The following is a 22,234-nucleotide window of genomic DNA, read 5'->3' as shown; positions in this document are numbered from 1 at the left end:
AGTGGTGAGCGGCCCGCGTACCGCGCGGGCAATGATTTTTATTGTAGTTGTTGAAAACGAGGGGACGAAAAATGGCAAGAGTTGCATTAGTAACGGGCGGCATGGGTGGTCTGGGCGAAGCGGTATGTTTCAAGCTGGCGGCACTGGGCTACACCGTCGTCACAACGTATTCCCCTGGCAATACCAAAGTCAATGACTGGCTGGCCACCACCCGTGATCAGGGCTTCAACTTCAAGGCCTATCCATGCGACGTGGCCGATTACGATTCGGCGGCGGCCTGCGTGGCGGCCATCACCGCGGAAATCGGTCCGGTCGATGTGCTGGTCAACAACGCCGGTATTACGCGCGACATGACGTTCAAGAAGATGGACAAGACCAACTGGGACGCCGTCATGGCCACCAACCTCGATTCCGTGTTCAACATGACCAAGCCGGTGTGCGATGGCATGGTGGAGCGCGGCTGGGGCCGTATCATCAACATTTCCTCCGTCAACGGCCAGAAGGGCGCATTCGGCCAGACCAACTATGCGGCCGCCAAGGCCGGCATGCACGGCTTCACCAAGTCGCTGGCGCTGGAAGTGGCCCGCAAGGGCGTGACCGTCAACACCATCTCGCCAGGCTACATCGGCACCAAGATGGTGATGGAGATCCCGCAGGAAGTGCTGGACACCAAGATCATTCCGCAAATTCCGATGGCCCGCTTGGGCAAGCCGGAAGAAGTGGCTGGCCTGGTGGCCTACCTGTCGTCGGACGAAGCGGCTTTCGTCACCGGCGCCAACATCGCCATCAACGGCGGCCAGCACATGTCCTGACCGGCGTCGTTCGCGACCGCAAAAGCGCTGCCTTCGGGCGGCGCTTTTTTTATGGGCGACGAGCTCAAGTACAATGGGCGTATCACCCGTTTCGCCCACGCAAAGGATACGCCATGCCCGATACGTCGCCCCTGTTCCCGCCCATCACCCCGCGCCGCCAGGGCATGCTGCCGGTCGACGACCTGCACACCATCTACTGGGAGGAAGTGGGCAATCCGGCCGGCGTGCCGGTGATCTTTTTGCACGGCGGCCCCGGCGCCGGCCTGTCGCCGCAACACCGCCGCTTTTTCGATCCCGACCATTACCGCGTGATCCTGTTCGACCAGCGCGGCGCCGGCAAGTCCACCCCGCTGGGCGAATGCCGGGCCAACACCACCCAGTTGCTGGTGGAGGATATCGAACGGCTGCGCGAACTGTTCGGCATCAACCAGTGGCTGGTGTTCGGCGGCTCGTGGGGTTCCACGCTGGCGCTGGCGTACGGCCAGGCCCACCCGCAACGCTGCCTGGGCTTCGTATTGCGCGGCATTTTCCTGTGCACCAAAGCCGAGATCGACTGGTTCATCCATGGCGTGCGGTGGTTCTATCCCGAGTTGTACGAGGAATTCGTGGCGCCGATTCCGCCGGCCGAGCGGGCCAATCTGCTGCAGGCGTACGTGGACCGCATCATGAGCGACGATCCGGATGTGTATTGGCCGGCCGTGCGCGCCTGGAGCCGCTTCGAGGGCCGCCGCGTGTTCCTGCTGCCGCAGCCCGACGAGGCGTCGTCCGACGCACTGGACCTGGGCGTGGGCCGGCTGGAATCGCACTACATGGCCAACCTGGGCTTCTTCACGGACGACCAGCTGATCCGCGACATGGGCCGCATCGCCCATCTGCCGGCCATGATCGTGCAGGGCCGTTACGACGTGATCTGCCCGCCGCTGTCGGCGCACCGCCTGCATGCGGCCTGGCCCGGCGCTGTGCTGGAGATGATCCCGGACGCCGGCCACGGCGCGCTGGAGCAAGGCATCGCGCGCATGCTGGTGGCGGCCACGGAACAGTTCCGCCGCCATGGGCGTTTTGAATAGGCGGGGGCAGGTTTTACAGCACCGCGTCAAGGCCTTTGCGCTCGATCAAGTTGAGCAGCTTCAGCGCTGGGCCGCTCGGTTTCTTGTCGCCCGCTTCCCATTTTTGTACGGTGGACAAACTGATGTTCAGCACAGCGGCGAACACCGCCTGACTGAGACGCACGTGCTCGCGTAGCGATTTGATTTGCTCGGGCGGCATGCTGTCAACGCCGAGATCGCAGAGGGCGTCAAATTCAGCCATGCGTCGCTTGCTTATCCGGCCGGCGCTGTGCAGCCCTTGTGCCGTCTCATGCATCTCGGCCAGAATGCGGCTCTTATGCTTGATTGCTGCCATTACACACCTCCACAATCTCTCCCGCCACCAGCGCGGTCGCCAGTTGGCGATCATCAAGCGTCAGCAATTCTTTCGCCATTTCCTGCAGCACTTTCAATTCATCACTGCTGATATTAGCCCGCTCATTTTTGCCAAATCCGAAGAGAAAGAACCAGCGATCAGCCAATTTGGTGGCCACAATGGTTCTGACTGCACCGCGTTTGCCTTGGCCAGGCAGAGCAATCCGCTTCTTGATGACATGGCCGCCCAAGTCAGCGTCGATAAGCCCACTGGCATCTCGGCGACAGATTTGCACAATGCATCGTCTGTCAGACCCGTCTTCCGCATCCAACGGCTAAAGGTTCGGGTCCTGAACACTTTTCTCATTAATAAATCATACCACTTGGTGCGATAGTTTTCCGATCAAATGGCCGGCCGCCGGTGCCGCCTGCTACACTACAGCCTGCACCACAATCAGTATCGAGGAACCATCATCGCACTCATGAATATACAGATCGGCGACATCGGCCACATCATCCAGCTCTCCATCGCCCCGGTTTTCCTGCTGACGGGCGTGGGCACCTTCCTGATGGTGCTGATCAACCGTTTGGCCCGCATCATCGACCGTTCGCGCGTGCTGGAGGACCGGCTGGACGTGGGTTATAACGATACCTACCTCAACGAACTCGATACCTTGTACCGGCGCTCGCACCTGATCAATGTGTCGATCACGCTGGCCACTTCGTGCGCCTTGCTGATCTGCCTGATCATCGCCATGCTGTTCCTGGACGATATCACCAACCTGCCGCTCGACAAGTACATCGCCGGCATGTTCGTGCTGGCCATGATCTGCCTGATCGTCAGCCTGGTGTCGTTCCTGCGCGAGATCTTTATCGCCTCGGCCGCCATGCGTTCCCACCGCCATGTGCGCCAGCCGGTAAAATAACAAACATGCAGTCCGGCGCCCGCCGCCACCTTCTTACACCGAATCGAATACCATCATGCACGATTATCAACGCCCCCCCACCCTGTACCGCTACGGCGTACGCGAAGACCTGGAACTGGCCCTGAGCCAGGGGCAATTCGTGCTGCGGCCGGCGTCGAATTGCCTGACGCTGAGTTTTTCCCAGGTATGGGACGGCAAGCTGTTCGAACAGTTCAGCGCCGACTGCTGCCTGATCATCCACAACACGGAAGAATTCGGTGAGCGCGTGCACCGCGCCGTGCAGCGTGCCTTGCCCAGCTGGGCGGGCATCGACGGCGCCGTTGAATACGGCACCCGCGCCGCGTTGGGCGCAGCCTTCACCAAGACGGCCCACGAGGCCGACGAGCACGAGTGGATGTTCGCGTGGCGCGCCATGCAAAGCCAGCTCAGTCTCAATCCGGTCTTGATCAAGGTCGGCAGCCTGGAGAATTTCGCCGAACTGCGCGACCGCGACACCTACCTGGCCTAACCGGGTATGCCGCCCGCACCGCAGCCGGCCACGCCGGCCGCCGGCGCTGGCTGCCGCGCTGGTCGCTGCGTTCTTCCCCGCGCTGTTCGCTGACCCGCGCGCGCTGACCTTGAGCTATTCGCGCTTGCTGTCGATGCGCGTGAGCACGGCCGCCATCATGCGTTCGATGTCGTGGCGGATGATCTTGGCGCCCAGGATGCCCGGCACGTAGAAATTCGGCACCAGCCGGCCCGTGTAGATCACCTTGGTGCCGCCCGTCTCCGGCACGGGCACCAGTTCCCAGTGCGATTCGTAGTGCTTCATGTCGCCCGAGATGAGGGCGATGTCGATCGACGTCATCGGCTGCTCGGTGGCGCGCACGATCAGGTGGATGGATTTGGACATGAACAGAAAACGGGCCGTGCCAAATTGTTCAATGATGACTTCATTGCCATTGCGGGCCAATACCTTGCACGACTCCAGGTCGGGCACGAATTCGTCCATCCGCTCGTAATTGGTGAGGATGCGCCAGACCGCCTGCGGCGGCGCCTGCACCGTGCCGGCTGCGTTCACCTCGAACAGGTGCCGCACATCGAGTTCCACCCGGTTGACCGACACTTCCAGCTTGGGTAATTCAAGCTTGGGTGTTTGCGCCATGGCGGGGGCGGCCACACCGAGCATCAGGAACAGAAGGAATCGCATCATCTTTCCAGCGTAAGGTAAAGGGTGGCAGAATACAAGAGTAGTACGTTCTGGTTACAAATCTGTCCCCGCGCCAACCCGTGCCGAGGCGATTCGCCAAGGCGGCTCGCCAAGGCGACCCGTTTAGAACCACGGGTCTAGAGATTTCGGTTGTAATGCCGGCATTTCCTTGTCAACCACTCCAATAACGATAATGACTACTCCAAGCTACCCACACCTGCTGGCCCCCCTCGACCTTGGTTTTACCACGCTGCGCAACCGCGTGATCATGGGCTCCATGCACACGGGGCTGGAGGATCGCTTCTTCAACTTCGGCAAGCTGGCCGCCTACTACCGCGAGCGGGCCCGGGGCGGCGTGGGCCTGATCGTCACGGGCGGCTTCTCGCCCAACCGCGCCGGCTGGCTGCTGCCGTTCGGCGGCACCCTCAACTTCAAAGGTGACGTGTTCAACCACCGCCGCCTGACGGGCGCCGTGCACGAGGAGGGCGGCAAGATACTGATGCAGATCCTGCACGCGGGCCGCTATGGCTACCAGCCGTTCGTGGTGTCGGCCTCGGAGCTGAAATCGCCGATCTCGCCATTCAAGCCGCGCGCGCTGACCGAGGCCGGCATCGAATCGACCATCCGCGACTACGCGCGCTGCGCCCGGCTGGCCAAGGACGCCGGCTACGACGGCGTGGAAGTGATGGGCAGCGAAGGTTATCTGATCAACCAGTTCCTGTGCGCCCGCACCAACCTGCGCACCGACCATTGGGGCGGCAGCATCGAGAACCGCATGCGCTTGCCGGTGGAAATCGTCAAGCGCATCCGCGCCGAAGTGGGCAAGGACTTCATCATCATGTACCGCCACTCGCTGCTCGATCTGGTCGACGGCGGCAACACCTGGGATGACGTGGTGACCGTGGCCAAGGCCTTGCAGCACGCCGGCGTGACCATCATGAACACGGGCTTCGGCTGGCATGAGGCGCGCGTGCCCACCATCGTCACCTCGGTGCCGCGCGCCGCGTTCGCCGGGGTGGCGGGCCGCTTGCGCCGCGAGCTGACCATACCCGTGGTGGCCTCGAACCGCATCAACATGCCGCAGGAGGCGGAAGGCGTGCTGCTGCGCGGCGAGGCGGACCTGGTGTCGATGGCGCGTCCGTTCCTGGCCGATCCGCAGTTCGTGATCAAGGCGGCCGAGGGCCGCGCCGACGAGATCAACACCTGCATCGGCTGCAACCAGGCCTGCCTGGACCACACCTTCGCCAACAAGCGCGCCAGCTGCCTGGTCAATCCGCGCGCGTGCCACGAGACGGAACTGGTGTACGCCAAGGCGGCCACCAAGCGCAAGGTGGCCGTGGTGGGCGCCGGCCCGGCCGGACTCTCCGCCGCCACCGTGGCCGCCGAATGCGGCCACGATGTGACCCTGTTCGATTCCAACCCCGGCATCGGCGGCCAGTTCCGCATCGCCATGCAGATCCCCGGCAAGGAGGAATTCGCCGAGACGGTGCGCTACTTCGGCCGCAAGATCGAGCTGACCGGCGTCAAGCTGCGCCTCGGCGAGCGCGTCACGCGCGAGCAGTTGCTGGCCGGCGGCTATGACGATGTGGTGGTGGCCACCGGCATCAAGGTGCGCCGGCCGCCGATCCCCGGCATCGAACACGCCAAGGTGCTGTCGTATGTGGACGTGTTGCAGAACAAGGCGCCAGTAGGCAAGCGGGTCGCCATCATCGGCGCCGGCGGCATCGGCTTCGACGTCAGCGAATACCTGCTGCACGACACCCGCCATCCGCTGCCGCTGGCGCTCGATGTGTGGGCGCGCGAGTGGGGTGTGGACCTGAAGGGCGACACCTCCGGCGGCCTGGTGCCGGCGCACGCGCCGGAGCCGGTGCGCCAGCTCTATCTGCTGCAGCGCAAGACTTCCAAGCTGGGCGCGGGCCTGGGCAAGACCTCGGGCTGGGTGCATCGCGCCACGCTGGCGCGCGCCGGGGTGGTGATGATCGCCGGGGTGCAGTACGACCGCATCGACGACCATGGTCTGCACATCACGGTGGGCGGCGAACAGCGCCTGCTGGCGGTGGACAATGTGGTGGTGTGCGCAGGCCAGGACAGCCTGACGGAATTGATGCCGACCGGGGAACAGGCCAAGAGCGGTCCGCGCTTCCACAAGATCGGCGGCGCCGCGCTGGCGGCGGAACTGGACGCCAAGCGCGCCATCAAGGAAGGCGCGGAACTGGCCGTACGGCTGTAACGACGCGCCATCACCGCTGGCGGCGCACTGTGCGCCGCCAGTGAGAAGCGGGGTCAGTTCCGGCTATGTGCCAATGGTGGCGCGATGCCGGAACTGACCCCGCTTTTTTACAGCTTGCGCACCACCACGCAGCCGATCGAGTAGCCGGCGCCGAACGAGCAGATCACGCCCAGCTGGCCGGCGGCCAGGTCGTCCGAATGTTTGTGGAAGGCGATGATGGATCCGGCCGACGAGGTGTTGGCGTAGGTGTCCAGGATCACGGGCGCTTCACCGGCTTCGGCGTCGCGGCCCAGCACCATGCGGCTGATCAGCAGATTCATGTTCAGGTTGGCCTGGTGCAGCCAGTAGCGGCTCACCTGCGGCACTTCCAGGCCGGCGCTGGCGATGGTGGTCTTGATCATCTCGGCGGCCATCGGGCACACGTCCTTGAACACCTTGCGCCCCTGCTGGCGGAACAGTTTGTCCGGCTGGCCGATGCCCGCTTCGTCGAAGCGGTTCAGGAAACCGAAGTTGTTGCGGATATTGTTGGAGAATGCCGTCTTGAGCTGGGTCTCCAGGATCTCGAAGCGGTGCGGGCCCTGGGCCGTGGCCGCGTCCTCGATCACCATCGCCGTGCAGGCGTCGCCGAAGATGAAGTGGCTGTCGCGGTCGCGCCAGTTCAGGTGGCCGCTGGTGATTTCCGGATTGAGCACCAGCACGGCGCGCGCCTGGCCGCTCTTGATGGCGGCAACCGCCGTTTGGACGCCGAAGGTGGCCGAGGAGCAGGCCACGTTCATGTCGAAGCCGTAGCCATCGATGCCCAGCGCTTGCTGCACTTCCACCGCCATGGCCGGGTAGGCGCGCTGCATATTGCTGCAGGCGACCAGCACCATGTCGATGTCGGCCGGGCTGCGGCCGGCGCGGTCCAGCGCCTGGCGCGCGGCGGCCACGCAGATTTCCGCTTGCAGCGACAATTCGTCGTCGCCGCGCTCGGGGATGCGCGACACCATGCGTTCGGGATCGAGGATGCCGCTCTTTTCCATCACGAAGCGCGACTTGATGCCGGACGCTTTCTCGATGAAGCCGACGCTGGACATTTCCAGCGCCGTCACGCTGCCGTCGGCGATGGCGGCGGCATGATCGGCGTTGAATTTTTCGGCGTAGGCGTTGAAGCAGGTAACCAGCTCTTCGTTGGAGATCGATTGCGCTGGCGTAAAGAGGCCGGTACCGCTGATGACGGCTTGTTTCATGGTTAAGCTTTCAAATGTGATAATATGGCTGGCGCCACAAGTGAGCAAATTCTACACAATGGCGGGCCGGATCAGCGTATTTTCTAATCGCCCGCTTGATTTTCTAGCGGGCCGCGTGCGCGCGCCGGGGAGGGGCCGGCGCGCCGCTGCTTATTTTTTGCTCAGGTCTTTCTTGACGGTGGGGCTTTCCACCTGCACCAGCTTGGATTCCGTCTTGGCCAGCCGTACCGGCAAGCCTTTCAGGTGGTTCAGCGCCTGGCTCAGCTGGAAGTCATCGGTGCTGCCATATTCCAGCGGCTTGCGCTGCTTTTCCATGGCCATCACGCGCAACTGTTCTTCCAGCTCGTCGCGGTTGGTCTTGGCGCCTTCCTGGTCGCGGTCGTTGCTGAGGTGCTTGTCGAGGTCGGCTTCACGCGTGCGCAGGCTGTTCAGGCCGTCGCCGTCGGCGTTTTCATCGACCAGCAAGTCGGGCGAGATGCCCTTGGCCTGGATCGAGCGGCCGTTGGGCGTGTAGTAGCGGGCCGTGGTCAGCTTGACGGCCGTGTCCGGCGTGAGCTGGCGGATGGTCTGCACCGAACCTTTACCAAACGTCTGGCTGCCGATGATGGCGGCGCGCTTGTAGTCCTGCAGCGCGCCGGCCACGATTTCCGAGGCCGAAGCCGAACCGGTGTTGACCAGCACCGCCATCGGCACCTTCTTGATGGCGTCGGGCAGCTTGGCCAGCGCGTCGCTGTCGTTGCGCAGCGCGTAGTATTCGGGCCGGCCGTAGAAGATCTGCTTGGAGTCGGGCAACTGGCCATTGGTGGAGACGATGGCCGAATCGCGCGGCAGGAACGCGGCCGCCACGCCGATCGCCCCTTGCAGCACGCCGCCCGGGTCGTTGCGCAGGTCCAGCACCAGGCCCTTGATATTGGGGTCTTGCTTGTACAGCTCCACGAGCTTGGCGGCCAGGTCGTCGACTGTCGGTTCCTGGAACTGGGCGATGCGCAGCCAGGCGTAACCGGGCTCGATCAGCCTGCCCTTCACGCTTTTCTGGTGGATTTCCTCGCGCGCGATGGCGAACAGCAGCGGTTCCGTCTCGCCCTTGCGCAACACGGTCAGGTTGACCTTGGTGTGCGGTTCGCCGCGCATTTTTTTCACGGAGTCATCCAGGCTCATGCCTTTGACGGGGGTACCGTCGAGCCGCGTGATCAGGTCGCCCGCCTTGATGCCAGCCCGGTAGGCTGGCGAATCCTCGATCGGCGAGACGATCTTGATGTAGCCATCCTCGCTTTGGCCGATCTCGATGCCGAGGCCGACGAACTTGCCTTGCGAGCCTTCGCGCAGCTCGGCGTAGGCTTTCTTGTCCAGGTAGGCGGAATGGGGATCAAGCGAGGCGACCATGCCGGCGATGGCTTCGGTCAGCAGTTTCTTGTCCTCGACCGGCTCCACGTAGTCCGACTTGATGAGGCCGAACACGTCGGCCAGCTGGCGTAATTCCTCCAGCGGCAGGGCCGGCTCCACGGGCTTTTGCGCCATCGCGGAGAACTGCAGCGAAACGGCGATGCCGGCGATGACACCCAGGCCAATCAGCCCGGTATTCTTGAGTTTCTTGCCCATGTTTCACCTGTCGAATCTATCCATCCGGCGTTGCGGCCGCGCGGTCGGCGCCAGCGTAACGCTACGATTCAGTATAAACCTGATTTCTGGCAAACGTAGTATCCAATGCGTAAGCATTTACACGTTTTTTCACTATCGCCCGTGCGGCCAGCTTAGCAGCATGCAGGAGTGTAAATGTTGCGCCAAACCGGGCTTTGTTTGCGGAGTGTAACGCGCAGGTTGACGACGGTAAGTAATTGTAAGAATCCCTGCCTGCCGGGCACTCGCCGCCTACACTGGACTTGTATTTCTCTCTACCCTGAAGTGGTTCTTTGCCTGCGCCCTAGCCGCAGGCATTTTTTTGCGCAGGCATTTTTTTGTCCCGGGAGTGTTCATGCTGTCCAATTTTCTGCCTTTCCGTTTGCGCCACGTCGGCGCGGCCTTGCTGCTGAGCGCAGCCACCTTGCCGGTCTTCGCCTTGCCCGTGATGGAGCTGCGGGCCGAGGATCTGCTGCCGATGGCGGCCGACCTGAAGACCTCGCTGAACCTGAACGCCAACCAGCAAACGCTGTGGCAGCAGACGGAGGGCAAGACCCGCGCGCTGCTGCGCGAACGTCAGGCGCGCCGCGAACGCTTGCAAACGGCCAGCAAGGCCGGGCTGGATGCGGCCGGCGTCGAGTTGCGCGATCTGGCGGGGGCGATGGATGCGGAAACAGCCACCACGGCCGCCGAGGAAAAACAGTTGCGCGAGTGGTGGTTGGGCGTCAACGATGCGCTGAGCGAGTCGCAGCGCCGCGTGGTGGCCAACTTGCTGGCTGAACAGTTGCTGCGCATGCCAGATAACGGTGGCCACGGCGGCGCCGCGCCGCGCGGCAAGGACGAGGGTGGGGACCACAGTCGCGGCGGTCGTCACAAGCAGGGCGGGGCGGGCATGGGCATGCCAGGCGGCTGATGTGCGCGTGGGAACGGGGCCGCTGGCGGCGGCGCCCGGCCATGTTTCAGCCATGTAGAGGGTGTGTATCGTAAAGTAAAAAACAACTTCCGGCGGCCATGCCGGGATGGCTGAGGCGCTAGAATGCGGGCGCGGATGACTGTTCGCGACGATGCCACCCGATACCTTATGAGCAAACTGCTTCCTTACGCCTGCCTGGCCTTGCTGGGCGCCCTGGCCGATAATGCCGCCCTGGCCCAGAGCCAGAACCCATCCGGCCAGCCGGTGGACGCCAGCGCCACCACGCCTGCCACACCCGCCACACCCGCCACACCCGCGACGTCCACTGCGCCCTCCTCGCGTACTACCACCCAGCCCGCAACCGGGCCGGACGGTCACCCTATCCAGCAAGTGACCGTCAGCGGCGGGCGCGCCAGCGATATGGACGAGCGCCGCCGTGCCACGGCCGGCAAGCAGGTCTACGGCCGCGAGGAACTGGACCGCAACGGCGACACCAGCCTGGCCGACGTGCTCAAGCGCCTGCCCGGCGTCACCATCGGCGGCCGTCCTGGCCGCGGCGGCGATATCCGCATGCGTGGCCTGGGCAGCGGTTACACACAAATCCTTGTCAACGGCGAACGGCCGCCGGCCGGCTTTTCCATGGACAGCCTGTCGCCGGACCAGGTGGAGCGGGTGGAGATCATGCGCGGCCCGGTGGCCGAGCACAGCACGCGCGCCATCGCCGGCACCATCAACATCGTGCTGCGCGACGGCTACCAGCTCAAGGACAAGCAGCTCAAGCTGACCGATACGGTGGAGCAGGGCCGCCACGCGCCCAATGTATCGCTGACCGTGCCGGGCAAGGTGGGCAGCCTGAGCTATCTGCTGACCGGCTCCGTGTTCGAGAACCGCCAGCACGACCACAACAGCATCGCCTACCAGGACACGGACGCCACCGGCACCGTGCTCAAGGACCAGCTGGAAACGGATGAAAGCAACCGCAAGACGCGCGGCATCCACCTGACGCCGCGCCTGTCCTACAAGTTCGAGGGCGGCGACACGCTGAACTTCCAACCCTTCCTGATGAGCATGCGCAGCGATACCTCGGCCACCAGCGTGCTGGACCAGTCGATCGGCCAGCAGGCGCCCGAGTACGCCACGGCCGCCACCCGCGGCCATTCCGATACCACGTTCATGCGTGGCTTCGGCAACTGGGTGCACAAGCTGGAGGGCGCGGCTAAGCTGGACGTCAAATTCGGCTTCGGTCTGGGCCACAGCAGCAGCGACGCGCTGCGCCTGCAGTACGACGGCGCCGGCCAGGAATCGAACCGCTTTACGGACAGCGACAGCACGCGCGACCGCAGCGTCAGCAGCGGCGGCAAGTACAGCACGCCGCTGGGCAAGGATCACTCGCTGGCGGCCGGCTGGGATCTGGAAGCGAGCCACCGCGAGCAGAGCAAGACTTCGCTCGACAAGAACGGCGTGGCCCAGTTCGACGATTCCGGCGACAACCTCAGCGCCGATACCCGCCGCTACGCCGTGTTCGCGCAGGACGAGTGGGACATCAGCTCGCAATGGTCGGGCTATGCCGGCCTGCGCTGGGAAGGCATCACCACCACCAGCCGCCGCGCCAGTGGCGACGTGCACAACACCAGCAGCGTGCTCAGTCCCTTGCTGCATGGTGTGTGGCGTATTCCCGGCCACGAGCGCGACCAGGTGCGCGCCAGCCTGACCAAGAGCTACAAGGCGGCCAACGTGCAGGACCTGATCGCCTTGCCTTATCTGGCACACCCGAACAACGCCACCCATCCCGACCGCATGGGCAATCCCGACCTCAAGCCGGAACTGGCCACGGGACTGGACCTGGCCTATGAACATTACCTGGGCCGCAGCGGCATCGTCAGCGTCAGCGGCTTCGTGCGCGATATCGACAACCTGATCCGCCGCACCCTGAGCAGCTACGACACGCCGCAAGGGCCACATTACGTGTCCACGCCGTCCAACGTGGGCCACGCGCGCACCAGCGGCATCGAGCTGGAGGCCAAGTTCCAATTGGTCGAGTTGTTCGAGGATGCGCCGGCCATCGACCTGCGTTCCAACTACAGCCGCTTCTGGTCCAGCGTGGACGGCATCCCCGGCCCCAACAACCGGCTCGACCAGCAAGCGAAACAGACTGCCAATGTGGGCTTCGATTACCACCTCAAGCAGTGGCCGCTGACGGTGGGCGGCAGCCTCAACTGGACCCCGGCCACGGTGATCCAGACCAGCCTCACCCAGCAGGTGTCGACGGGCCGCAAGCGCGCCTTCGATGCATACGCATTGTGGAAGCTCGACAGCCGCAACCAGCTGCGCATCTCCGCCAGCAATTTGTCGCCGCTGGACAGCCTGAGCGGCAACATCGTCACGGCGCGCGGCGTGACGTCCAGCGCGGACTCGGATTACCAGACCTACACGGCCTGGAGCGTGAAGCTCGAAACCAAGTTCTGATAGCGGGCGCAGCGGTAGCGGCAGCGGCGCGGCGGGCAGGGCAAACAGGGCGCACAGGGCGCACACGGAATTGCGTGCCGTGCCTGCCCGCTCGTGCTACATTGCCGGATTCCGGGCTATCCGTCCGGCCGGCCCCGTGCGAACCCACCGCCCCCATGCCCTACAAGGATTTTTCGTGAAACGACATCTGCTGAGCACCCTGACCATGAGCCTGATAATGACCGCCGCCGGCGCCGCCGAACCGGCCGCCCCCGCCCCCCGCTCCGGCATCGACGTGCAGTACATTGACAGCGCCGTCCGGCCCCAGGATGATTTTTTCCGCTACCTCAACGGCAAGTGGCTGCAGACGACGGAAATCCCGGCCGACAAGGCGAGCTGGGGTTCCTTCATCCAGTTGCGCGAGGCCACGCTACCGCAGTTGCGCGTGCTGATCGAGGCGGCCCAACAAAGCCAGCAAGACAAGGCGGCCCGCAAGCCCGGTTCCGAAGCCCAGAAGATCGCTGACCTGTACGCCAGCTACATGGACGAGCACAAGCTGGACGCGCTGGGCATCAAGCCCCTCGCCGGGGAACTGAATCGTATTCGCAGTATCAAGGACAAGAAAGCGCTGCCGGCCCTGATCGCCCACATGGACGAGATCGGCGCGGTCGCACCGTACGGCATCTACGTGAGCCAGGATGCGCGTGAATCGACCAAATATGCCGTCAGCATCGCGCAAAGTGGCCTGGGCCTGCCGGACCGCGATTACTACCTGAAGAAGGATGACGCCAAGCTGGCCGCCGTGCTGGCCCAGTATGAAACCCATGTGGCCAAGACGCTGGCGCTGGCGGGTGTGAAGGACAGCGCCGCCGCCGCCCACGCCATCGTGGGCCTGGAAACGGCGCTGGCCCAGGTCCAGTGGACCAAGGTCGAGAACCGCGATCCCGTCAAGCGCTACAACAAGGTGCAGATCGATAAGCTGGCCGAGCTGGCGCCCGCCTATGACTGGAAGCACGCGCTGGCGGCGGCCGGCGTGGCCAGCAAGGTCGATTACGTGATCGTCAACCAGCCCAGCTACCTGAGTGGTTTCAACACGGTGCTGGAGCAGACCGACCTGGCCACGTGGAAGTCGTATTTCGAGTGGCAACTGCTGCGCAGCCAGTCACCATACCTGTCCAAGCCCTTCGCCGACGCCAGTTTCGCCTTCTACGGCACCGTGCTGACGGGCGTGACGGAACAGCCGCCGCGCTGGAAGCGGGGCGTGGGTGCGGTGGAAGGCGCGCTGGGCGAGGCGCTGGGCAAGCTGTACGTGGCCCAGTATTTCCCGCCCGAGCGCAAGGCGCGCATGGAGCAGCTGGTGGCCAACCTGCTGGCCTCGTACAAATCGAGCATCGACACCCTGGAATGGATGAGCCCGGCCACCAAGGAGCAGGCCCAGGCCAAGCTGGCCAAGTTCACGCCCAAGATCGGCTACACGTCCAAGTGGCGTGACTACAGTGCGTTGGCCATCATACCGTCCGACCTGTCGGGCAATATGATGCGCGCCTCGGCCTTCGCGTCGCAGCGCATGATCAACAAGCTGGGCAAGCCGATCGACCGCACCGAGTGGGGCATGACGCCGCAGACCATCAACGCGTATTACAGCTCGACCATGAACGAGATCGTGTTCCCGGCCGCCATTTTGCAACCGCCATTCTTCGACGCGGGTGCGGACGATGCCGTCAACTATGGCGCCATCGGCGCCGTGATCGGTCACGAAATCAGCCACGGCTTCGACGACAAGGGTAGCCAGTCCGACGGTGACGGCAACCTGCGCGAATGGTGGACGGCGGAAGACCGCGCCAACTTCAAGGCGCGCACCGACGTGCTGGTGCAGCAGTACGCAAGCTACAGCCCGCTGCCCGGCTACCACGTGAACGGTGCGCTGACGCTGGGCGAGAACATCGCCGACAACTCCGGCCTGGCCATCGCCTACAAGGCCTACAAGTTGTCGCTGAACGGCCAGCCGGCGCCGGTGATCGACGGCCTGACGGGCGACCAGCGCTTCTTCATGGGCTTCGCGCAGGTGTGGCGCAGCAAGATGCGCGAGCCGCAGCAGATCGTGCAGATCAAGACCGACCCGCACTCGCCGGGCCAGTTCCGTGCCAACGGCACCATGGTCAACCAGCCGGGCTTCTATGAAGCGTTCGGCGTGAAACCGGGCGACAAGATGTACCTGGCGCCCGAGCAGCGCGTCATTATTTGGTAAATGCGTATCTGATAACGCGCATCAGGTAAGCGCATCAGGTAAGCGTGCCATGTCATCCCAAAAAAAGACCATGCCGGAGCGATCTTGCATGGTCTTTTTGTTACTAATATCACGATGACATGATACAGTTCTGCCGTGTTACTCATAAAAATTGAAATACGACCACTACCTGGGAGAGAGACTTTGAAAGCTCATGTCATCAGCGCCTGCGCGCTGGCCGTGCTGGCCGGTGCTGGCGTCCCGTGCGCGCAAGCGGAAGACGGGGCCGCGCCGGCGCGGCAGGGAACGGCCGCCATCCGCGCCTCCGGCATCGCCATCGCCAACATGGATCCGTCCGTGCGGGCGCAGGACGATTTCTTCGCCAACCTGAACGGTAAATGGCTGGCCAGCACGGCCATCCCGGCCGACAAGGCCAGCTGGGGCGCGTTCGAAAAACTGGACGACGACACCAAGCCGCAACTGCGCGCCATCATCGAAGCGGCCGCCGCCGACACCAACCGCGCACCGGGTTCGGACGCCCAGCGCATCGGCGACTTCTACGCCAGCTACATGGACGAGGCCAGGCTGGAGCAGCTGGGCCTGGCGCCGCTGCGAGCTGAACTGGACCGCGTGGCCGCCTTGAGCGGCAAGCAGGACATCGCCGCCCTGATCGCCCATTTCAACCGGCTGGGCTTCACGGCGCCATACGCCTACGGTGTGCACCAGGACAACAAGGATTCGACCAAATACGTGGCCGACCTGTACCAGGACGGGCTGGGCCTGCCCGACCGCGACTACTACCTGAAGCCGCACGACGCCAAGCTGGCGTCCACGCTGGCCAAGTACCAGCAGCACGTGGCGCGCATGCTGGCGCTGGCCGGCCATGGCCAAGCGCAGGCGACGGACGAGGCGCGTGCCATCGTGGCGCTGGAAACGGCGATGGCAAAGATCCAGTGGACCAAGGTCGAGCTGCGCGATCCCGTCAAAGCCTACAACAAGGTGGCGCTCGATAAGCTGCCCGCGCTGCTGCCCGGCTACGATTGGAGCGGCTACCTGCAACAGACAGGCTTGGCCGGCAAGGTCGATTACGTGATCGTCAGCCAGCCCAGCTACCTGAAGGGCATGGCCCGCTTGCTGGAACAGACCCCGCTGGCCACCTGGCAAGCTTACTTCCGGTGGCAGGTGATACACGCCAACGCGCCCTACCTGTCGCAAGCGTTCGCCGCCGAGAACTTCGCGTTCTACGGCAAGGTGCTGAGCGATGTGCCGGAGCAGCAGCCGCGCTGGAAGCGGGCCGTGAACGCCACCGACAACGCGCTGGGCGAGAGCCTGGGCAAGTTGTACGTGGCCCAGCACTTCCCGCCCGAGCGCAAGGCGCGCATGGAGCAACTGGTGGCCAACCTGCTGGCCGCCTACCAGCAAAGCATCGCCACCCTGGACTGGATGAGCTCGGCCACCAAGGAACAGGCGCAAGCCAAGCTGGCCAAGTTCACCACCAAGATCGGCTACCCCAACAAGTGGCGCGATTATGCCAAGCTGGTGGTCACGCGTGACGACCTGGTGGGCAACGTGCTGCGCGCCACCGAATTCGCCTATGAGCGCCAGTTGGCCAAGCTGGGCCAACCGATCGACCGCGAGGAATGGGGTATGACGCCGCAAACCGTGAACGCTTATTACAACCCGGAGATGAACGAGATCGTATTCCCGGCCGCCATATTGCAACCGCCGTTCTTCGACGCGGACGCGGACGACGCCGTCAACTATGGCGCCATCGGCGCCGTGATCGGCCACGAGATCAGCCACGGTTTCGACGACCAGGGCGCCCAGTACGACGGCGACGGCAACCTGCGCGACTGGTGGACGGCGGCCGACCACAAGCAGTTCGCGGCCAAGAGCAAGATGCTGGTCCAGCAGTACAGCGCGTTCAGTCCCGTCAAGGGCTACCATGTGAACGGCGCGTTGACCCTGGGCGAAAACATCGCCGACAACTCCGGCATCGCCATCGCCTATAAGGCTTACCAGATCGCGCTGGCCGGCCAGCCGGCGCCTGTGATCGACGGCCTCACGGGCGACCAGCGCTTCTACATGGGTTTTGGCCAGGTATGGCGCAGCAAGATCCGCGACGCCCAGCAGATCGTCTATCTGAAAAGCGACCCGCATTCACCGGACCGCTTCCGCGCGAACGGCACGGTGCGCAACCAGGCGCCGTTCTACGCCGCGTTTGGCGTCAAGCCGGGCGACAAGATGTATTTGCCGCCCAAGCAGCGGGTGAGCATGTGGTAAATCAGTCCGCCCGTGGCCGTGGGCTTGTGATAAAGTCAATGTTGGGCCAAAAGTCCAGGGGCGATCTTTTTCGTTACAAACAATGAGGATATTTCTGTGAAACGTTATCTGTTGAGTGCATTAACTCTGAGCCTGATCGCAGGCTACGCCGGCGCCGCCGACAATACCAAGAACATGAGCGTGGCCACCAGCAAGGCCGCCAGCGGCAAACTGTCGTCGGGCATCGCCACCGAATTCATCGAATCGTCCGTGCGCGCGCAGGACGACTTCTTCACCCACCTGAACGGTAAATGGCTGGCCACCACCGAGATCCCGGCCGACAAATCGAGCTGGGGCACGTTCGCCAAGCTGCGCGACGACATCCAGCCGCAACTGCGCGCCATCATCGAGAACGCCGCCAACGCCAAGAACAAGGTAGCCGGTTCGGACGCCCAGCGCATCGGTGATTTCTACGCCAGCTTCATGGACGAAGCCAAGATCGAACAACTGGGCCTGACCCCGCTGAACGCCGAGCTGGCCAAAGTGGCCGCCCTGAGCGACAAGCAACAGATCCCGGCCCTGATCGCCCACTTCAACCAGCTGGGCTTTGGCGCCCCGCTGAACTTCGGCATCCACCAGGACAACAAGGATTCGACCAAATACGTGGCCGACATCTCGCAATCGGGCCTGGGCTTGCCGGACCGCGACTACTACCTGAAGCTGGACGACGTCAAGATGGCCGACACGCTGGCCAAGTATGAACAACACGTGGCCAAGATGCTGACCTTGACGGGCGACGCCAACGCGGCCGCCAACGCCAAGGCCATCGTCGCGCTGGAAACGGCGCTGGCCAAAGTGCAGTGGACCAAGGTCGAACTGCGCGACCCCATCAAGGGTTACAACAAGGTCGAACTGGCCAAGCTGAGCGGCCTGGCCGCCGGCTTCGACTGGACCACCTGGCTCAACGAAACCGGCATCGCCGGCAAGACCAGCTATGTGATCGTGGGCCAGCCGACCTACGTGCAAGGCTTCAACGACGTGCTGGCGGCCACCCCGCTGGAAACGTGGAAAGCCTACTTCCAGTGGCAAGTGATCCACGCCAACGCGCCTTACCTGAGCAAGGCTTTCGTGGACGAGAACTTCGCCTTCTACGGCACCGTGCTGAGCGGCGTGACGGAAATGCGTCCACGCTGGAAACGCGGCGTGAGCGTGACCGAAGGCGCGCTGGGCGAAACCGTGGGCAAGCTGTATGTGGAGCAGTACTTCCCGGCCGAGCGCAAGGCGCGCATGGAACAGCTGGTGAAGAACCTGCTGGCCACCTACAAGACCAGCATCGACAAGCTGGACTGGATGAGCCCCGTCACCAAGAAGCAGGCGCAAGCCAAGCTGGCCAAGTTCACCACCAAGATCGGTTACCCCAACCACTGGCGCGATTATTCCAAGCTGACCGTGGCGGCCGACGACCTGGTGGGCAACGTACTGCGCTCGAACAAGTTCGACTACGACAAGGAGCTGAACAAGCTGGGCAAGCCGATCGACCGCGAAGAGTGGGGCATGACGCCGCAGACGGTGAACGCCTACTACAACCCGGAAATGAACGAGATCGTGTTCCCGGCCTCCATCCTGCAACCACCGTTCTTTGACGCCAACGCGGACGACGCCGTCAACTACGGCGCCATCGGCGGCGTGATCGGCCACGAGATTAGTCACGGCTTCGACGACCAGGGCGCCCAGTACGACGGCGACGGCAACCTGCGCGACTGGTGGACGGCGGCCGACCACAAGAACTTCGCGGCCAAGACCAAGATGCTGGTGGACCAGTACAGCCAGTTCAGCCCGCTGCCTGGCTACCATGTGAACGGCGAACTGACGCTGGGCGAGAACATCGCCGACAACTCCGGTGTGGCCATCGCGTACAAGGCCTACAAGCTGTCGTTGCACGGCAAGCCAGCACCCGTGATCGACGGCCTGACGGGCGACCAGCGCTTCTTCATGGGCTTCGCGCAAGTGTGGCGCATGAAGATGCGTGAACCGCAGCAGATCGTCCAGATCAAGACCGACCCGCACTCGCCCGGCCAGTTCCGTGCCAACGGCACCATGCGCAACCAGCCCGGCTTCTACAGCGCCTTTGGCGTGAAGAAGGGCGACAAGATGTACCTGGAGCCAAAAGACCGCGTGATCATGTGGTAATCGCCGCCTGAGGCAAAACGAAGGGCCGCTCGCGAGCGGCCCTTTTTCATGGGCGCCCGCATCCGGCTCCGGCCCGAGAGAAAGAGGGGAAGGACCCTCGGGTCCGTCCCCGGCTCAGCACCCGCGCGCACGACCAGCCTCCTTGGGCGGGCTAGTGGCAAGGCGAAAAAAAAACCGCTCGTTTAACGGAGCGGTTTTGATGTGGGCGCCGGACTGGCCGGCGCCGCGAGCGGATCGCTTACTTTGCCGAGGCGGCGGAAGCAGCCGAAGCGCCTTCCGCGGCAGCGGCGGCGGGAGCGGCAGGCTCCTTGAACTTGGCGCCAGCGGCGTTTGCCATGTGCACCACGGCGCGTGCGACTTCCACGTCGTCCAGGTCGGGATTGCCGCCCTTGGCCGGCATGGCGCGGATACCGTCGATAGCGTGCTTGACCAGCGTGTCGTAGCCTTGGGCGATGCGAGGACCCCAGGCGCCGGCATCGCCGAACTTGGGCGAACCGGCCGCGCCGGAACCGTGGCAAGCCGCGCAGACGGCGGTGTAGACGGCTTCGCCAGCTTGCAGTTGTTTAGGACCGCTGGCATCTTTCAGGGTGAAGCCTTCATCGGCGACGGGACGGACACGGGTGGCGACGGATTCGGCCGATTGGCTGTCGGAACCACGGCCGGTCAGCTTGTCGGTGGTCACATATTGCACCAGCAGGACGATACCAAAGATGGTCACCGCGAAAAAGCCGATCACGGCGGCGATCAGTTGCTTGGGGGTCTTGATGGCGGATTCGTGTTCGTTGTGTGCGTCGCTCATGATTTCCTTTTTTTAATTTCGAAGCTGGTTGGCGGTGCGAAGAATTGTCTTTGCGTGTAGCCGTACAAACCCTCGCCAAACGGGCGATTATAGACTCAAAAACTGCCCCTTGGAATCGAAATGCTGCCCAAAACGACACTTTCCATGGACGGACGTGACGAAAGACGGTATCCTTCGTGTCGATTCAGACTTTCCCTCCAAGCGGCTGTAGCTCAGTGGATAGAGTATTGGCCTCCGAAGCCAAGGGTCGTGGGTTCGATCCCCGCCAGCCGCACCATCATTCCCTCTTAAATCAAATACTTAGCGAATAATTGATTTCGCGCACTTCCTGTCGCCTGTACCTGTCAGTGCCGGCTGGCGAGCGTCGCCGCAAGAGGCCGTTTCGCTTACTTCACCCTATCAGCCGGCCCTTGCTCCCGCGGCCAGTGCGATTTGATCACCCGCGCCAGGATGTCGAAGGCGGGGCGGATCTGCTCGTCGGGCACGCAACCGTAGCCCAGCATCAGGCCGCGTTTCGCGGTCGCCGGGTCGCTGTAGTACTTCGACAGCGGTCGCACGATGATGCCCTGCTGACCGGCCGCATCGCAGATCGCGATGTCGTCGCATGCGTCGGGCAAACCCAGCGCCAGATGCAAGCCGGCCTCGCCACCGGTGAAGATGATGCTGTCGTCGAAGTGGAAGGTGATGGCCTCGTGCAGCAGCCGCAGGCGCTCCGCATACACCACCCGCATGCGCCGGATGTGCGAGGCGAAGTGGCCTTCGGTCATGAAGTCGGTCAGGATCGCCTGGGTATAGCTGTGCCCGCAGCGATAGAGTTCTGACAGGCCGGTGGAAAACGATTCGGCCAGCACCGGCGGCACCACCAGGTAGCCAACCCGCAGTCCCGGGAACAGGGTCTTGCTGAACGTCCCCAGATACAACACGCGGTCATGCACATCGAGTCCCTGCAGTGAGGCGATCGGCCGGCTGCCGTAACGGAACTCGCTGTCGTAGTCATCCTCCACGATCCAGCTGTTGTTGGCGGCCGCGTATTCCAGCAGGGCGCGCCGACGGGACAAGCTCATCACCATCCCGAGCGGATATTGGTGCGAGGGCGTGGCGACGATGAAGCGGGGCGGATGCCGCAAATCCTCGGGGCGCAGTTGCAAGCCTTCGCTATCGACGGGAATCGCGACCGTCCGCACCCCGACCGAGCGCAGCACGCTGCGCGTCCCCCAATAGCAGGGATCCTCGACCCATGCATGGTCGCCGTGGTCGCTCAACATGCGCGCCACCAGGTCCAGCGACTGGTGTATCCCCGTGGTGATCAGAATCTGGCTGGCGTCGCAGTTCACCGAACGCGCCACCCGCAGATAGTCGGCGATCGCTTCGCGCAGTGGTAGGTGGCCTGCGCCACTGGAATAGGTCAGCAGTTCGGAGCGCGAACGGCGCCAGTACTTGTTTTGCAGCCGGCTCCATATCTTGTTGGGAAATTGCGTCACGTCCGGCACACCCGGCATGAACGCACCCCATTGCGTCTTGCTGACACCGGCCAGGTCAACCAGCTGCAGGCCGCGCGTTGACAGGCACAGTTCGGCATCCTGACGCGGCCCCGCCGTGGCTGTGGCGGACGCCGCGGTGATGATCTGGTCCGGCTCGGTATTGGCGATGAAGGTGCCGGCGCCCACGCGCGACTCCAGGAAACCTTCGGCCAGCAATTGGTCGTACGCGTAGGTCACCGTGTTGCGCGACATGCTCAATTCCTGCGCCAGGAAGCGGGAGGAGGGCAGTTGCAACCCGGCTGGCAGTGACTGGTCCAGGATCGCCTCCCGGATCACCTGGTAGATCTGCCGGTTGACGGCCTTGCGCATACCGTTGTTTTCGCGGCCGCGATCGATGCGCTGCAACAGGAAATCGGACAGGGACGCGATCCGCATAGTGGCCTTATGGGTAAAACGAAATTGGGGCGCTATTGTAGCGCCACTGGTACAGCGTCATGCGGCCAACCGGCCGTCA

Annotated in this window: 16 protein-coding genes, 1 tRNA gene and 1 pseudogene; 11 read left to right on the top strand and 7 right to left on the bottom strand. The window is 63.6% G+C overall.

Going from position 1 to position 22,234, the window contains the following annotated elements; translation table 11 throughout:
* The first annotated feature begins 71 nt into the window (after positions 1 to 71).
* Together phbB and pip are read left to right on the top strand one after the other, a co-directional pair.
* On the top strand, positions 72 to 812 hold the full coding sequence (gene phbB / locus H3H39_RS01905) for an acetoacetyl-CoA reductase (RefSeq protein WP_182151558.1): 741 nt from the start codon (positions 72 to 74) through the stop codon (positions 810 to 812).
* A 113-nt stretch (positions 813 to 925) separates the two neighbouring features.
* Positions 926 to 1,879, top strand: a complete 954-nt coding sequence (gene pip, locus H3H39_RS01900; protein WP_182151557.1) for a prolyl aminopeptidase — start codon at positions 926 to 928, stop codon at positions 1,877 to 1,879.
* A gap of 13 nt (positions 1,880 to 1,892) precedes the next feature.
* On the opposite strand, the gene H3H39_RS01895 is transcribed toward pip, so the two are convergent.
* Positions 1,893 to 2,213: a helix-turn-helix domain-containing protein gene (locus tag H3H39_RS01895; protein WP_182151556.1), complete on the bottom strand. Its 321-nt coding sequence runs from the start codon at positions 2,211 to 2,213 to the stop codon at positions 1,893 to 1,895.
* Positions 2,194 to 2,540 (bottom strand): annotated as a pseudogene (locus tag H3H39_RS01890) (type II toxin-antitoxin system RelE/ParE family toxin). Before H3H39_RS01890 ends, H3H39_RS01895 begins: the two are co-directional and overlap by 20 nt.
* A 154-nt stretch (positions 2,541 to 2,694) precedes the next feature.
* On the opposite strand from H3H39_RS01890, the gene H3H39_RS01885 reads away from it, so the two are divergent.
* Both H3H39_RS01885 and H3H39_RS01880 read left to right on the top strand, forming a co-directional pair.
* A complete protein-coding gene (locus tag H3H39_RS01885) occupies positions 2,695 to 3,138 on the top strand; it encodes a DUF2721 domain-containing protein (protein WP_182151555.1) in 444 nt (147 codons plus the stop codon).
* A 55-nt stretch (positions 3,139 to 3,193) separates the two neighbouring features.
* On the top strand, positions 3,194 to 3,646 hold the full coding sequence (locus H3H39_RS01880) for a hypothetical protein (protein ID WP_182151554.1): 453 nt from the start codon (positions 3,194 to 3,196) through the stop codon (positions 3,644 to 3,646).
* Positions 3,647 to 3,760: 114 nt separating this feature from the next.
* On the opposite strand, the gene H3H39_RS01875 is transcribed toward H3H39_RS01880, so the two are convergent.
* On the bottom strand, positions 3,761 to 4,327 hold the full coding sequence (locus tag H3H39_RS01875; RefSeq protein WP_182151553.1) for an SRPBCC family protein: 567 nt from the start codon (positions 4,325 to 4,327) through the stop codon (positions 3,761 to 3,763).
* A 193-nt stretch (positions 4,328 to 4,520) separates the two neighbouring features.
* Between H3H39_RS01875 and H3H39_RS01870 the strand changes: the two genes are divergently transcribed.
* Positions 4,521 to 6,557, top strand: coding sequence for an NADPH-dependent 2,4-dienoyl-CoA reductase (locus tag H3H39_RS01870; protein ID WP_182151552.1), 2,037 nt, complete (start codon positions 4,521 to 4,523; stop codon positions 6,555 to 6,557).
* A gap of 107 nt (positions 6,558 to 6,664) precedes the next feature.
* On the opposite strand, the gene H3H39_RS01865 is transcribed toward H3H39_RS01870, so the two are convergent.
* Positions 6,665 to 7,786, bottom strand: coding sequence for a beta-ketoacyl-ACP synthase III (locus H3H39_RS01865; protein ID WP_182151551.1), 1,122 nt, complete (start codon positions 7,784 to 7,786; stop codon positions 6,665 to 6,667).
* Between the two features lie 150 nt (positions 7,787 to 7,936).
* The gene (locus H3H39_RS01860; protein WP_182151550.1) at positions 7,937 to 9,385 is read right to left on the bottom strand and encodes a S41 family peptidase; all 1,449 of its coding nucleotides are present in this window, start codon (positions 9,383 to 9,385) and stop codon (positions 7,937 to 7,939) included.
* A gap of 373 nt (positions 9,386 to 9,758) precedes the next feature.
* Between H3H39_RS01860 and H3H39_RS01855 the strand changes: the two genes are divergently transcribed.
* From H3H39_RS01855 to H3H39_RS01835, 5 genes are all read left to right on the top strand, one after another.
* On the top strand, positions 9,759 to 10,316 hold the full coding sequence (locus tag H3H39_RS01855) for a hypothetical protein (RefSeq protein ID WP_182151549.1): 558 nt from the start codon (positions 9,759 to 9,761) through the stop codon (positions 10,314 to 10,316).
* A 168-nt stretch (positions 10,317 to 10,484) separates the two neighbouring features.
* Positions 10,485 to 12,782, top strand: coding sequence for a TonB-dependent receptor plug domain-containing protein (locus H3H39_RS01850; protein WP_182151548.1), 2,298 nt, complete (start codon positions 10,485 to 10,487; stop codon positions 12,780 to 12,782).
* A 175-nt stretch (positions 12,783 to 12,957) separates the two neighbouring features.
* Positions 12,958 to 15,009, top strand: coding sequence for a M13 family metallopeptidase (locus tag H3H39_RS01845; RefSeq protein ID WP_311196827.1), 2,052 nt, complete (start codon positions 12,958 to 12,960; stop codon positions 15,007 to 15,009).
* A gap of 183 nt (positions 15,010 to 15,192) precedes the next feature.
* Complete coding sequence (locus tag H3H39_RS01840; protein ID WP_311196826.1) at positions 15,193 to 17,271, top strand: M13 family metallopeptidase; 2,079 nt, start codon at positions 15,193 to 15,195, stop codon at positions 17,269 to 17,271.
* A 96-nt stretch (positions 17,272 to 17,367) separates the two neighbouring features.
* The gene (locus H3H39_RS01835; RefSeq protein WP_311196825.1) at positions 17,368 to 19,440 is read left to right on the top strand and encodes a M13 family metallopeptidase; all 2,073 of its coding nucleotides are present in this window, start codon (positions 17,368 to 17,370) and stop codon (positions 19,438 to 19,440) included.
* Between the two features lie 238 nt (positions 19,441 to 19,678).
* Here H3H39_RS01835 and H3H39_RS01830 read toward each other — a convergent pair whose 3' ends face one another.
* The gene (locus H3H39_RS01830) at positions 19,679 to 20,239 is read right to left on the bottom strand and encodes a c-type cytochrome (protein WP_182151547.1); all 561 of its coding nucleotides are present in this window, start codon (positions 20,237 to 20,239) and stop codon (positions 19,679 to 19,681) included.
* Positions 20,240 to 20,440: 201 nt separating this feature from the next.
* On the opposite strand from H3H39_RS01830, the gene H3H39_RS01825 reads away from it, so the two are divergent.
* Positions 20,441 to 20,516: transfer RNA gene (locus tag H3H39_RS01825), tRNA-Arg, on the top strand.
* Positions 20,517 to 20,625: 109 nt separating this feature from the next.
* On the opposite strand, the gene pdxR is transcribed toward H3H39_RS01825, so the two are convergent.
* Positions 20,626 to 22,155, bottom strand: a complete 1,530-nt coding sequence (pdxR, locus tag H3H39_RS01820; RefSeq protein WP_182151546.1) for a MocR-like pyridoxine biosynthesis transcription factor PdxR — start codon at positions 22,153 to 22,155, stop codon at positions 20,626 to 20,628.
* Positions 22,156 to 22,234 lie beyond the last annotated feature (79 nt).

This window comes from Rugamonas apoptosis, assembly GCF_014042355.1.
GTDB lineage: Bacteria > Pseudomonadota > Gammaproteobacteria > Burkholderiales > Burkholderiaceae_D > Rugamonas > Rugamonas apoptosis.
This window is presented reverse-complemented; position numbering and strand designations above follow the sequence as displayed.

Coding starts and splice junctions, on each gene's coding strand:
- H3H39_RS01870 (WP_182151552.1), top strand. CDS start 4,521: ATGACTACTCCAAGCTACCCACACCTGCTGGCCCCCCTCGACCTTGGT.
- H3H39_RS01885 (WP_182151555.1), top strand. CDS start 2,695: ATGAATATACAGATCGGCGACATCGGCCACATCATCCAGCTCTCCATC.
- H3H39_RS01880 (WP_182151554.1), top strand. CDS start 3,194: ATGCACGATTATCAACGCCCCCCCACCCTGTACCGCTACGGCGTACGC.
- H3H39_RS01850 (WP_182151548.1), top strand. CDS start 10,485: ATGAGCAAACTGCTTCCTTACGCCTGCCTGGCCTTGCTGGGCGCCCTG.
- H3H39_RS01860 (WP_182151550.1), bottom strand. CDS start 9,385: ATGGGCAAGAAACTCAAGAATACCGGGCTGATTGGCCTGGGTGTCATC.
- H3H39_RS01855 (WP_182151549.1), top strand. CDS start 9,759: ATGCTGTCCAATTTTCTGCCTTTCCGTTTGCGCCACGTCGGCGCGGCC.
- phbB (WP_182151558.1), top strand. CDS start 72: ATGGCAAGAGTTGCATTAGTAACGGGCGGCATGGGTGGTCTGGGCGAA.
- H3H39_RS01875 (WP_182151553.1), bottom strand. CDS start 4,327: ATGCGATTCCTTCTGTTCCTGATGCTCGGTGTGGCCGCCCCCGCCATG.
- H3H39_RS01830 (WP_182151547.1), bottom strand. CDS start 20,239: ATGAGCGACGCACACAACGAACACGAATCCGCCATCAAGACCCCCAAG.
- H3H39_RS01895 (WP_182151556.1), bottom strand. CDS start 2,213: ATGGCAGCAATCAAGCATAAGAGCCGCATTCTGGCCGAGATGCATGAG.
- pip (WP_182151557.1), top strand. CDS start 926: ATGCCCGATACGTCGCCCCTGTTCCCGCCCATCACCCCGCGCCGCCAG.
- H3H39_RS01865 (WP_182151551.1), bottom strand. CDS start 7,786: ATGAAACAAGCCGTCATCAGCGGTACCGGCCTCTTTACGCCAGCGCAA.
- pdxR (WP_182151546.1), bottom strand. CDS start 22,155: ATGCGGATCGCGTCCCTGTCCGATTTCCTGTTGCAGCGCATCGATCGC.